9 protein-coding genes are annotated in these 12805 nt (G+C 76.1%); 6 read left to right on the top strand and 3 right to left on the bottom strand.

Annotated elements, in window-relative coordinates; all coding sequences use genetic code 11:
• Nucleotides 1–82: 82 nt before the first annotated feature.
• Nucleotides 83–940: an alpha/beta fold hydrolase gene (locus tag ACWCPN_RS21000; protein WP_451208203.1), complete on the bottom strand. Its 858-nt coding sequence runs from the start codon at nucleotides 938–940 to the stop codon at nucleotides 83–85.
• Between the two features lie 225 nt (nucleotides 941–1165).
• Between ACWCPN_RS21000 and ACWCPN_RS21005 the strand changes: the two genes are divergently transcribed.
• The gene (locus tag ACWCPN_RS21005) at nucleotides 1166–1582 is read left to right on the top strand and encodes a cobalamin B12-binding domain-containing protein (RefSeq protein ID WP_199211658.1); all 417 of its coding nucleotides are present in this window, start codon (nucleotides 1166–1168) and stop codon (nucleotides 1580–1582) included.
• 82 nt (nucleotides 1583–1664) lie between these two features.
• On the opposite strand, the gene ACWCPN_RS21010 is transcribed toward ACWCPN_RS21005, so the two are convergent.
• Both ACWCPN_RS21010 and ACWCPN_RS21015 read right to left on the bottom strand, forming a co-directional pair.
• On the bottom strand, nucleotides 1665–3302 hold the full coding sequence (locus ACWCPN_RS21010) for a DUF5691 domain-containing protein (protein WP_451208206.1): 1638 nt from the start codon (nucleotides 3300–3302) through the stop codon (nucleotides 1665–1667).
• A gap of 65 nt (nucleotides 3303–3367) precedes the next feature.
• On the bottom strand, nucleotides 3368–4732 hold the full coding sequence (locus ACWCPN_RS21015; protein WP_451208209.1) for an SWIM zinc finger family protein: 1365 nt from the start codon (nucleotides 4730–4732) through the stop codon (nucleotides 3368–3370).
• 132 nt (nucleotides 4733–4864) lie between these two features.
• On the opposite strand from ACWCPN_RS21015, the gene ACWCPN_RS21020 reads away from it, so the two are divergent.
• From ACWCPN_RS21020 to ACWCPN_RS21040, 5 genes are all read left to right on the top strand, one after another.
• Nucleotides 4865–5995, top strand: coding sequence for an ATP-binding protein (locus ACWCPN_RS21020; RefSeq protein ID WP_451208211.1), 1131 nt, complete (start codon nucleotides 4865–4867; stop codon nucleotides 5993–5995).
• On the top strand, nucleotides 5992–8364 hold the full coding sequence (locus tag ACWCPN_RS21025; RefSeq protein ID WP_451208214.1) for a DUF5682 family protein: 2373 nt from the start codon (nucleotides 5992–5994) through the stop codon (nucleotides 8362–8364). The genes ACWCPN_RS21020 and ACWCPN_RS21025 overlap by 4 nt, the downstream gene beginning before the upstream one ends.
• A complete protein-coding gene (locus ACWCPN_RS21030) occupies nucleotides 8361–9539 on the top strand; it encodes a VWA domain-containing protein (protein WP_199211661.1) in 1179 nt (392 codons plus the stop codon). The genes ACWCPN_RS21025 and ACWCPN_RS21030 overlap by 4 nt, the downstream gene beginning before the upstream one ends.
• A gap of 120 nt (nucleotides 9540–9659) precedes the next feature.
• Nucleotides 9660–10718 (top strand): hypothetical protein, encoded by a 1059-nt coding sequence (locus ACWCPN_RS21035; RefSeq protein ID WP_451208217.1) that lies wholly within the window; start codon nucleotides 9660–9662, stop codon nucleotides 10716–10718.
• Nucleotides 10719–10858: 140 nt separating this feature from the next.
• Complete coding sequence (locus tag ACWCPN_RS21040) at nucleotides 10859–12688, top strand: hypothetical protein (protein ID WP_451208219.1); 1830 nt, start codon at nucleotides 10859–10861, stop codon at nucleotides 12686–12688.
• The last annotated feature ends 117 nt before the right edge of the window (nucleotides 12689–12805 follow it).

Below are 12805 nucleotides of genomic sequence, written 5' to 3' on the forward strand. Positions count from 1 at the left end.
TCGGATGACGCTGTGTCATCTGCGGACCGACTGTGTCACGCCCGTGTGCGGCCCCGGCCCACCCCTCGGAAGGCCGTCCGTTTCACGCCACCGTCACGCCGTCGGCGAGCGGGGTCACCGCGGGCGTGTCCTCGAGGGCCTCGCGTATCCCGGACGCCACGGCGGGATGCACCGGCAGGGCGAGGTGCCCGATACCCGTCACCCGGACGTTGCGCACCTCCAGGTCGGGATGGTCGATACAGGCCGATTCCAGCGGGTCCATCACGGAGTCCAGGTCGCTCCAGAAGCTGACGAACCGCGTACGGCAGCCGGGTGCCGGCCTCGTCAGCTCCTCGATCACCTCGGAGCCGGGCCGCATCTGCCGCACGATCGGGTGCGCGCTCGCCAGGGGCACCGCCCGGGTGCCGGAGTGCGGGGTGCCGAGGGTGACGAGCGTGCGCACCCTGAGGTCGCCGCCCAGACACTGTGTGTAGTAGCGCGCGATGAGGCCGCCGAGGCTGTGACCCACGATGTCCACCTGGGTACTGCCGGTGCGCTCGCAGATCTCCTCGACGTGCCGGCCCAGCAGTTCGGCGGCGATGCGTATGTCGCAGGTCAACGGAGAGTAGTTGAGTGACTCCACGCGCTGCCTTCCGCTGCGCGCGAGGCTGCGGCGCAGCAGGACGAAGACCGAGCGGTTGTCGATGAAGCCGTGCAGCAGCACGACCGGCGGCCCGGGCCTGTCCGGCAGCCGGGTGGTGCCGTCCTGGTCCTGGGCGGAGGACGCGGGGCCGCGGCGCTCCTGGGTGAGGCCGGTCGGGTACAGCAGCAGGTGCCCGGCCAGGATCGCCGCTTCCAGTGCGGTCGCCTTGAGCAGGGTCATCGAGAGATCGACCAGTCTGCCGGGCCACAGGCGCCGGTAGAGCGGGAGGACGAGCGGCAGTACCCCGGTGACCTTCATTGGCCGACCTCCAGTCGGCACGTGGGGGGCGGCTCGGTCCCCCGCGTGCCCTCATGTCCCATCATGTGATTTCCCCCTCCCCGCGCGCCGTAAAACTGCCGGTTGCGGGATGCTGGAGATAACGTTCGTTCACTTCGCGACGGGTGGCGGGACGCGCCAAAAGTGCGGTACTTGTCGTTTACGGACGGAAGCGATCGCTTCCGGGGTCGTCTGATGGAGGCAGTGATGGGTGTGGCAGCCGGTCCGATCCGCGTGGTTGTGGCCAAGCCGGGGCTCGACGGCCACGATCGCGGGGCCAAGGTCATCGCGCGTGCGCTGCGCGACGCCGGCATGGAGGTCATCTACACCGGGCTCCACCAGACGCCGGAGCAGATCGTCGACACGGCGATCCAGGAGGACGCCGACGCGATCGGCCTGTCGATCCTCTCGGGTGCCCACAACACCCTCTTCGCCGCCGTCATCGATCTCCTCAAGGAGCGCGACGCCGAGGACATCATCGTCTTCGGCGGCGGGATCATCCCGGAGGAGGACATCGCGCCGCTGAAGGAGAAGGGCGTCGCGGGCATCTTCACACCGGGAGCGACGACCGTGGAGATCGTGGAGTGGGTACGGGAGAACGTGCGCCAGCCGGCCGCTTCCTGAACCCGGACCTCCGCGGACGCGGGTGCCGTACGGCTCCAAGGCCTTCGCCCCGGAGCCTTTCGCACGTAAACGGCTCCCTTTCTCAGGCTCCGGACGGGCCGGGAGCCGTGTCCGGGGCCAGCTCCGCGGCCATCGCCGCCCGCAGCCGCAGGGTGGTGACGAGCCGCTGGAACGCCTCCGCCCAGTACCCCCCGGCGCCCGGTGAGGCGTCCTCCCGCTCGTCGGGTATCGCCAGCAGGCCGTCCAGGCGGGCGGCCTCCGCCGGATCCAGGCACCGTTCGGCCAGTCCCATCACCCCGCTGAAGCTCCAGGGGTAACTGCCCGCGTCCCGCGCGATGTCGAGGGCGTCCACCACGGCCCGGCCGAGCGGGGCGGCCCAGGGGACCGCGCACACCCCGAGCAGCTGGAAGGCCTCCGACAGACCGTGTGTCGCGATGAAACCCGCGACCCAGTCGGCCCGTTCGCCGGCGTCGAGCGCCGCCAGCAGCTTCGCCCGCTCCGCCAGGGACACCGCCCCGGGCCCGCCGGCCTCGGGCGCCGACGGCGAGCCGAGCAGCACCTTCGACCACTCGGCGTCCCGCTGCCGCACCGCCGCCCGGCACCACGCGGCATGCAGCTCGCCCTGCCAGCCGTCGGCCACCGGCAGCGCCACGATCTGCTCCGGGGTGCGCCCACCGAGCCGACCCGGCCAGGTCCGCAGCGGTGCCGCCTCCACCAACTGGGCCAGCCACCAGGACCGTTCCCCTCTGCCGGTAAGCGGCTTGGCCGCCACACCGTCCCGTTCCATGCCCGGGTCGCACTCGTGCGGCGCCTCCACGACGAGCGTGGGCGAGGCCGCAGTCCGGTCCACGGCCACGCAGGCCGCGGCCCGCCCCGCCATGCGCCCGGCGAGCGCCGAACCGGGCAGCGACGAGAGCAGTTCCGCCGCCGTCGCCCGGACGTTGCGGCTGCGGTCGCCCAACGCCTGCTCCAGGAACGGCTCGTCATCGGCCGACAGACCCGCGCGCAGCGAGTCCAGGAACATCAGACGGTCCTCCGCCCGCTCCGTCGGCCAGGTCCCCTCCAGCAGTTCCCGTGCGACGGCGGGCGCGCCGGCCCGCAGCGCGCCCAGCAGCGCGACCCGCTCGGCGAACAGCCCCTCCTGCCACAGCCGTCGCACCGCCTCGTCGTCCCCGGCGTCGGGCAGTGCCGCGCCGCCGCCGGGCGCCGCGCGCAGGGCGAACCGCCAGTCGGGGTTGAGCCGGGCCAGCCACAGCGCCCGCGGCCCGGCGAACGCCAGCGCAGCCGGCCGCAGATCGGTACGGCCCCGGGCGGCGTCCAGCAGTGCGGGCAGCGCCTGGGCGGGCGCGGCGTAGCCATGGGCGTCCGCCGCCGCCAGCCACTGCGGGAGCAGCTCCATGAGGTCCGGCGAGCTGCCCCGCCGGCCGCCGCCCGTGCCGCCGGAGCGGTCGGCCAGCAACGTGGCGAGTCTGCGGGCCGCGGCCGCGGGCAGCGTCGGACGCGGGTCCCCGGGGGCGGGCTCCGGCCGCCGCGCGGCCCGCCCGGGCCGCAGGCCCGCCCGCCGCCGCACGGTCGCCACGGCGGCGTCGTCCAGCAGCGCCACGGGGGCCTCCCGGCCGACGGCGGCCGCCGGAGGGCGCCGGCCGGTGCCGAGCAGGGCGGTGGTGACCAGTTCCTCCCAGGAGGCCTCGCCGTTGCGCGTTGCCGGTGTTCCGTCCATGACGTCCCCTTCTCCTTCCGTCGCCGGGCGCGCTGCCCCGTTCCTCCCTCGCCGGCCGGGTCCGGTCAGCACAGCGTCACCGGATCTCCCGGGCCCTCGGGCCACGCCGTCAGCGGGGTGAAGCCGCGGTGGCCGCACTCGCCGAAGACCCGCACCGGGGCGCCGCCGGACAGGGCGACCAGGCGCCACAGGCCCGGCCGCGAACGGAACGCCTCGGTGAGCGGCAGCGCCGAGTCGGCCTCCGCGTCGGCCAGTTGCCAGGCGCCGCCCGCCTCCGCGTCCTGGGCGGGTACGACCCGGTCCAGCGTGACCGGGACCGACTCCAGCCAGGGGTCCCCGCGCAGCGCCTCGCCGTAGTGCGCCGCGGCCTCGGTGGTGGTCCCACCGGGCGGGCGCAGCGCGGCGGGCGCGGGCGGGGCGTGCTGCTCGCCCAGCGCCGCCCGGACCTGGCCGGCACCGGGGAACACGGACAGGTCCGCGTCCAGCGCGAGACCGACCGGCAGCGACAGCTCCGGGGCCCGGCCGGCCGCGCCGTAGGAGAGGAGCAGCCGGGTCAGGCCGGAATCCGCGCCGTGCAGCCATATGCGGCGCGTCGTCAGTTTCGCGTCGGACGTGTCGTACTGCGCCAGGACCAGCCAGCGGTCGCGCAGCGGCGGTCCGTCGGGCGTCGCGGGCAGGCCGAGCCGGGAGCGGACCGTGGCCGCGAGGGCGTCCGGCAGCCGGTCGCGGCGCAGCCAGCCCTGGACGAGGAGGTGCAGCAGGGCGCTCTCCTCCAGCAGCCGGGCCGGCCAGCCCGGACCGGAGGCCGGTACCGCCCCCAGTTCCCGCACACGCGCCGCGAGTCCCGGCGCCTGCGCGTCGACCATGCGGGCCGCCGTCTCCTCCCACAGCCCGTACCCCGCCTGCTCGGCGGCGGCCAGACCGCCGCGCAGCAGGTCCGCCAGGCGCTGCTCCAGCTCCGTCGCGCCCGCCGTGACCCGCTCGGCGCGGCGCTCCGCCCGCCGCCGCGCCGCCTCGGGATCGGGGGAGCCGGACGCGGCACCGCCGTCGGCCCCGTCGCGCCTGCCCTCGGCGCGCTCGCGCCGGCCCGCCAGCCACTGCCCCGCCCAGTCCGGCGGCTCTGCGGCCACCGGTACCGAGCCGTCCCCCTCCGCCCAGAGCAGGAGCAGGCCGAGGGCGTGCTTGCAGGGGAACTTACGGCTCGGACAACTGCACCTGTAGCCGGGGCCGGTGGCGTCCGCGAGGTCCACCACCGTCTGGTACGGCCTGCTGCCGCTGCCCTTGCACAGCCCCCACACCGTCCCCTCTCCGCTCCCCGCGCCGGACCACGGCCCGGCCGTGCCCAGTCTGCTTCCCGCCTTGCGTGACGCGGCGTCAGGCGCCAGTGCCAGCACCTGGTCCGCGGTCCAGCGCACCCCCTGCTCAGTCATGGAAACGACGGTAGGTCCCCCCACTGACAATCGGCCTCGCGAGCACGTTCGTGCAGGTCAGAGCGATTGTCAGTGGTGTGGTGCACGGTGGGTGCCAGATCCGAACCGGCCGAGCTGGAGGGGGCCTCAGCCATGTCTGTGTCCGTGGAACCGATGTCCGTAGACACGAGCGGAGACCAGGGCGCGCAGGCGTTGCGACCGCACGCCGAGCACGCCTTCGCCGCCGAACTCGCCGCGCTCGCAGCCCAGGACGACCGCCCGCGCCCGGCCCGCTGGAGACTGTCGCCGTGGGCGGTGGCGACCTACCTGCTCGGCGGCACCCTGCCGGACGGCACCGTGATCACGCCCAAGTACGTGGGCCCGCGCCGAATCGTCGAGGTCGCCGTCACCACCCTCGCCACCGACCGCGCCCTGCTCCTGCTCGGCGTGCCCGGGACGGCCAAGACCTGGGTGTCGGAGCATCTGGCGGCCGCCGTGAGCGGCGACTCGACCCTCCTGGTGCAGGGCACGGCGGGCACGCCGGAGGAGGCGATCCGCTACGGCTGGAACTACGCGCGGCTCCTCGCCCACGGCCCCAGCCGGGACGCCCTCGTGCCCAGCCCCGTCATGCGGGCCATGGCCGAGGGCATGACGGCCCGGGTGGAGGAGCTGACCCGTATCCCGGCCGACGTCCAGGACACCCTGATCACGATCCTGTCCGAGAAGACGCTGCCGATCCCGGAGCTGGGCCAGGAGGTGCAGGCGGTCCGGGGGTTCAACCTCATCGCCACCGCCAACGACCGCGACCGCGGCGTCAACGACCTCTCCAGCGCCCTGCGCCGCCGCTTCAACACCGTGGTGCTGCCGCTGCCGGAGAGCGCCGACGCCGAGGTCGACATCGTCACCCGGCGCGTGGCGCAGATCGGCCGCTCCCTCGACCTGCCCGCCGCGCCCGACGGCATCGACGAGATCCGCCGGGTGGTGACCGTCTTCCGTGAGCTGCGCGACGGGTTGACCGCCGACGGCCGCACCAAGCTGAAGTCGCCCAGCGGCACGCTCTCCACGGCCGAGGCGATCTCCGTCGTGACCAACGGCCTGGCCCTGGCGGCCCACTTCGGTGACGGCGTGCTGCGCGCCGGCGACATCGCCGCCGGCATCCTCGGCGCCGTGGTCCGCGACCCGGCGGCCGACCGGGTGGTCTGGCAGGAGTACCTGGAGACGGTCGTGCGCGAGCGGGACGGCTGGAAGGACTTCTACCGGGCCTGCCGGGAGGTGAGCGCGTGAGCGACACCGCCGCCCGGGGCGGCGCCCTCGCCCCCGGGCCGCTGCTGCTGGGCGTGCGGCACCACGGGCCCGGCTCGGCGCGCGCGGTACGGACCGCCCTGGACGCCGCCCGGCCCGGCGCGGTGCTCGTCGAGGGGCCGCCCGAGGCCGACCCGCTGATCCCGCTGGCCGCCGACCCGGGCCTACGGCCCCCGGTCGCCCTGCTCGCCCACGCCGTGGACGAGCCCGGACGCTCCTCTTTCTGGCCCATGGCGGAGTTCAGCCCCGAGTGGGTGGCGATCCGCTGGGCCCTGGAGCACGACGTCCCGGCCCGCTTCATCGACCTGCCGGCCGCGCACACGCTGGCCTGGGACACCGAGGCGCAGACCCCGGCCGGTGCCGGCGACGGGGAGGGTCCGGGGACCGACCCGCGCGTCGACCCGCTCGCGGCGCTCGCCGGGGCCGCCGGTCACGACGATCCCGAGCGCTGGTGGGAGGACGTCGTCGAGCACCGGGGCGCCGGGCCCAGCGACCCCTTCGCGCCGTTCGCCGCCCTGGAGGAGGCCATGGCCGCGCTGCGGGAGCGGTACGGCGCCGGGGGCAGACCCCGCGACCTGGTGCGGGAGGCCCATATGCGGCTTCAGGTGCGGGCCGCGCGCAAGGAGTTCGGCGCCGAGGTGGCCGTCGTGTGCGGCGCGTGGCACGTGCCCGCGCTGCGCGAGCGGACCACCGTCACCGCCGACCGGGCACTGCTCAAGGGGCTGCCCAGGATCAGGGCCGACCTGACCTGGGTGCCGTGGACGCACCGCCGGCTGGCCCGGTCGAGCGGCTACGGCGCCGGGATCGACTCGCCCGGCTGGTACGGCCATCTGTTCCGGGCGCCGGACCGACCGGTCGAGCGCTGGCTGACCAAGGTGGCGGGGCTGCTGCGCGCGGAGGACCGGATGGTGTCGTCCGCGCACGTCATCGAGGCGGTCCGGCTCGCCGGCACCCTCGCGGCGATGCGCGGCCGCCCGCTGCCCGGCCTGAGCGAGACCACCGACGCGGTGCGCGCGGTGATGTGCGACGGGTCCGACGTACCGTTGGCGCTGGTGCACGACCGGCTGGTGGTCGGCGACCTGCTGGGCGAGGTGCCGGAGACGGCGCCCGCGGTGCCCCTGCAGCGCGACCTGGCCCGGGAGCAGCGCAGACTGCGGCTGAAGCCGGAGGCACCGGAGCGGGAGCTGGAGCTCGACCTGCGCAGGGACACCGACGCCGGCCGCGGCAGGCTCCTGCACCGGCTGCGGCTGCTCGGCGTCGGCTGGGGCGAGCCGGCCGAGTCCCGGGGGAGCACCGGGACCTTCCGGGAGACCTGGCGGCTGCGCTGGGAGCCGGAGCTGTCGGTGCGGGTCGCCGAGGCGGGGGTGTGGGGGACGACCGTGCTCGGCGCGGCCACGGCGAAGGCCGAGGCCGACGCGCTCGCCGCGCGGGCCCTCGCCGACGTCACCGCCCTCGCCGAGCACTGCCTGCTCGCCGGGCTGCCGGACGCGCTGCCCGTGGTGATGCGGGTGCTCGCCGACCGGGCGGCCCTCGACACGGACGTCGGCCACCTCGCCCAGGCCCTGCCGGCCCTGGTCCGCTCGCTGCGCTACGGCGACGTGCGCGGTACCGACACCGGAGCCCTGTCCGACGTCGCGGCGGGCCTCGCCGAGCGGGTCTTCGTCGGTCTGCCGCCGGCCTGCGCCGCCCTGGACGCGGACGCGGCGCAGGAGATGCGCGGCCATGTGGACGCCGTGCACACGGCCGTGGGCCTGCTCGCGGAGACCCTGGCCGGTACCCCGGCCGCCGGGCACGGGGACCTGCGCGCCCGGTGGCGGGCCGTACTGCGGACCCTGGCCACGCGGGACACCGTGCCCGGCGTCGTCCGCGGGCGGGCCGTGCGGCTGCTGCTGGACGACGGCGAGCTGGAACCCGGGGAGGCCGCCCGGCTGATGGGCCTGGTGCTCTCCCCGGGCACCCCGCCCGCCGACGCGGCGGCCTGGATCGAGGGCTTCGCCGGGGGCGGGGGCGGCATGCTGCTGGTCCACGACGAACGGCTGCTCGGTCTGGTCGACACCTGGCTGACCGCGGTCCCGGCGGACGCCTTCACCGACGTACTCCCGCTGCTGCGGCGCACGTTCTCGGCGTACGAGCCCGGCGTGCGCAGAACCCTCGGGGAACTGGTGCGGCGCGGCCCCGGAGCGGACACCGCCCGGACGGCCCGGGCGGCGGCCGTCCCCGGCTTCGCCGCCGAGCCGGACACCGCGCGCGCCGACGCCGTGCTGCCGGTGCTGCGGCTGCTCCTCGGCCCGGACCCGAAGGCCGGGACCACGACGACCGACGACGACTGCCTGACAGGAGTGGGCGCATGACCGGCGAACCCCTGCCGACGGATACCGCCGACCCGGCGCGGGAGCGGCTGCGGCGCTGGCGGCTGGTGCTCGGCGGCGACCAGGCCGACGGCACGGGCTGCGCGCTGTCCGGCCGGGACGCGGCGATGGACGGGACGCTCGCCGCGCTGTACGGCAAGGGCGACAGACCGCAGGGCGGGCGGGAGCGTTCGGCGGGCCTGGGTGCCTCGGCGCCCTCCGTGGCCCGCTGGCTCGGCGACATCCGCACCTACTTCCCCTCCTCCGTCGTCCAGGTCATGCAGCGCGACGCCATCGACCGGCTCGGGCTCGCGTCCCTGCTGCTGGAGCCGGAGATGCTGGCGGCGGTCGAGGCCGACGTGCACCTCGTCGGCACACTGCTCTCGCTCAACAAGGCCATGCCGGAGACGACGAAGGAGACGGCGCGGGCGGTGGTGCGCAAGGTGGTCGAGGATCTGGAGAAGCGGCTCGCCGCCCGGACCCGGGCCACCCTCACCGGCGCCCTCGACCGCAGCGCGCGCGTCACCCGGCCGCGCCACCACGACATCGACTGGAACCGCACCGTCGCGGCCAACCTCAAGCACTACCTGCCGGAGTACCGCACGATCGTGCCGGAACGGCTCATCGGATACGGGCGGGCCGCGCAGTCCGTGAAGAAGGAGGTCGTCCTCTGCATCGACCAGTCGGGCTCGATGGCGGCGTCCGTCGTCTACGCGTCCGTCTTCGGGGCGGTGCTGGCCTCGATGCGGTCCATCGACACCCGGCTCGTCGTGTTCGACACGGCCGTCGTGGACCTCACCGACCAGCTCGACGACCCGGTCGACGTGCTCTTCGGCACCCAGCTCGGCGGCGGCACGGACATCAACCGGGCGCTCGCCTACTGCCAGGAGCGGATCACCCGGCCCGCCGAGACGGTGGTGGTGCTGATCAGCGACCTGTACGAGGGCGGCATACGCGACGAGATGCTCAAACGGGTCGCCGCGATGAAGGCGTCCGGGGTCCAGTTCGTCACCCTGCTCGCGCTGTCGGACGAAGGGGCGCCGGCGTACGACCGGGACCACGCGGCGGCGCTCGCGGCGCTCGGCGCGCCTGCGTTCGCCTGCACGCCCGACCTGTTCCCGGAGGTGATGGCGGCGGCGATCGAGAAACGGCCGCTGCCGATACCGGAAACCGCCTGACGTGGCAGGGAAAAAGGGACATGGCTACTCATTGGTAACAGGGGGCTTGCGCTACCTCGGGCCGTGCGTGCGAGTATCTACGCCGCCTTCCCCCCACCGACCCGAGGAAGCTCTCGCCTCTTGACCCTGACAGCAGCTCCGTTCGGGACCGCGGTGCGCACGCTGCGCACCGCGGCCGGGCGGCGTGCGCTCCAACTGGCGCTGCTGCTCGGCGGACTGCTCGCTCTCGGCTTCCTCTGCGGGGAGCAGGCCCACGCGGCGGAGGGCACGCCCGCGGTCCCGGTGAGTTCGGCACAACCCAGGACCGGGCACGAGAACGCGACGACCGCCGAGGCGCCGACCATCAAGGCGCTGATCGGTAAGGCGCCGACCATCAAGGCGCCGACCACCGAGGCGGATGCGGCCGGCACCACGACCGCCACGACGAGGACCGTCACCGCCACGGCGAGGTCCGTCACCGCTCCGGCCGCCGCGGCGAGTTCCGTCATCGCATCGGACGTCGAGGCCGGACCCGTCGCCGAACGGGCCGTCACCTCCGTGCGAGGGGTCACCGACGGCACCGTCGTCGAACGGGCCGTCACCTCGGTGGGGGCGGTCACCGAACGCGTCGTCGCCCCGGTGCGCACCGTCGTGCGCGAGACGGCCGGCACCCTCGACACGGCACGGGCCACGGCGCTGCCCGGATCGTCCTCGCTGTCCGTGCCGCAGTTCCCCGGAATCTCCGATCGGCTGCCCGTGCAGCAGCCGCCCGCGCCGGTCACGCCGGGACCCCGGCCGGACCGGCACGGCGGCATGGCACCGGCCGCCGGACAGGCCGAGCGGCCCGGCGCCGAGAGCGCCAAGCACCCCGGCCACCGTGCCGCGGCCCCCGCGCGCCCGTCGGCGGTCACCTACGGACCGGACGCCGGGCCCGCCGCCGCGCAGGCCCCGGCACACGTCCCGGCGCGCCGTGCCACCGCCGCGGCCGGTGCCCCGGCCCAGCGGCCCACGCCGCCCGCGGACCCGGACGGCGCCCTCGGCAAGCAGGCGACCGACGGCACCGCGTCCCGGCACGGCGACGCGCACGCGATCGCCCTCGACGGCCGGGCGCCGCTGCGGCTCCTGCCCGGCACCACCGCGCGCGTCGACGCGCCCGGGACCCGGGAACGGCACCGGGACATCCCCCTCTTCCCCGGCTAGGGCTCAGGGCCGACCACCCCGCCACCGACCTGTCGCGCGGGGCGCAGCAGGTCTGCCCGCCCGTCCGGGCCCCCTTCCCGATCCTCTCGGAGATCCCGGACGGAAACCCCTCAGCCGTTTCCGAAGGACTGACGCACGCAATGAACAAGAACATCCGCCGTTCCATCGTGATCGCCGCCGGTGTCACCGGCGCCTGGGCGCTGGGCTCGGCCGCCGCCAGCGCCGACGAACTGTCGTCCCCCTCGGTCTCCGTACCGGACACCGACAGCAGCACCGGCACCCTGACCGGCACGCTCACCGACACCGTCGACGGTGTCCTCACCGACGTCACCGATGTCGCCGGCGGCACCGGTGTCACCGGCACCGTCTCCCGGCTCACCGACACGGGCTCCGACACCGTCCAGGGCACGGCGGCCGGGGCGCGCAAGACGGCCGGGACCGCCACCGGCACCGCCGACCGGGCCCGCCACGACGCCGACACCGCGACCCCGGCCGCCAAGCGGATCAGGGGCGACCAGGCCATCAAGGGCGCACAGGCGGCCCGCGCCGGACAGGACCGGGCCGAGGCGCACGCGCCGGCCGCCCAGCACGCCCCGCACCTGCGGGCGGCGGGTGACGGGCTCCTCGGCGGGACCACCGCGCGGCCCGCCAGGGCGGCCGAGGTGGCCGCCCCCCTCCCGGCCCCCACCGCACAGGGCGAGATCGACTACCTCTTCGGCCCGCTCTCCTCCTTCGCCCCCGAGGTGGAGGAGGCGCTGGCCGCCGCGCAGACCGGGCTCAGGACCACCGCGTCCGACGCCCGGCTGAGGGCCGGGACCACCGTCTCCGGAGTGCCCGCGCACGTCACCGGCACGGTCGCCGGCGCCCAGCGGCGAGTGACGGACACCGTGCGGGCCGTGCCGGGGACGGCCGCGCCGGTCGTGGACGAGACGACCGCCGCCGCGGTCCCGCCGGTGGCCTCCGCCGCGGTGGACGGCGTGCTGCCGGTCGCCGGACAGGCCGTGGCGGGAGCCGTACCGGCCGCCGGGCACGCGGTCGAGGGCGTGCACGGCGCCGTCTCGGGCGCGGTGACGGGCGTCCGGGGCACCGCCACCGGCGCGGTGTCGGGCGTGCTGCCCACCGCCGGGTACGCGGTCGCGGGCGTCGGGGTCACGGCGGCGGACGCCGTGGCGCGGGCGCGCGGTCTCGCCGCGGACGCGACGACCGGCGTGCTCGGCGTCACCGGCGGTGCCGTGACCGGCGTCGACGGCACCGCCACGGGCGCGGCGGGCGGGGTGCACGGCACCGCCGGGTCCGCCGTGGCCGGAGTGGACGGCACCGCCACCGGTGCCCTGGCCGACGTGCTCCCCGTCGCCGGCGGTGCCGTCGGGGACGTGTCGCCGTACGCCACCGGGCTGGCCGGCCAGGTCGTCCACGACACCGCGGACGCCGTGCTGCCGCCGGTCGCCGGTGCCGCCGTGCACGGGGTCGTGCCGGTCGCCGGACAGGCCGTGACGGACGCGGGGACGCTCGCGTACGGGGTGACCGGCGCCGTGGCGCCCTTCGCGGCCGGTGTCGTGGGCGCCGTGCCGCCGGCCGTCCAGGGGGTGACCGGCCAGGCCGGTCACCTCGTGCAGGGCGTGACCGGGCAGGTGCCGCCGTTCGCGGCGGGGGTCACCGGGTCCGTGCGGCCGGTCGTGGACCAGGTCACCGGGGCGGTACGGCCGGTCGCCGACGGTGTCGGCGGCAGCGCGAGCGGACTGGCGCACGGTGTGGCGGGCGAGGCGGTGCCGTTCGCGGACGGCGTCGCCGGCGCGGCCGGTCCCGTCACGCGTCAGGTCGGCCCGTTCGCCCAGGACCTCGGCTGGACCGCGCGGGTCACCGCCGGGCCGCCGGCCGCCCATGCCGTGGACGGTGCCGGGCGGTCCGCTGAGACGGTCACTCCGGGGTATGCGCACGACCTGACGGACCAGTACGGCGTGCGGGCCTGAGGTCCGCGACCGACTCCGTGGAGCGGACCGGACCCGGACGGCCGAATCCCGTCGGCCCGTCCGGCCGGCCCTCCACGGCACCGGGCGGGTGGTTCCCATTGGGGTGGGGACCGCCCG

The organism is Streptomyces sp. NPDC002386 (assembly GCF_053593175.1).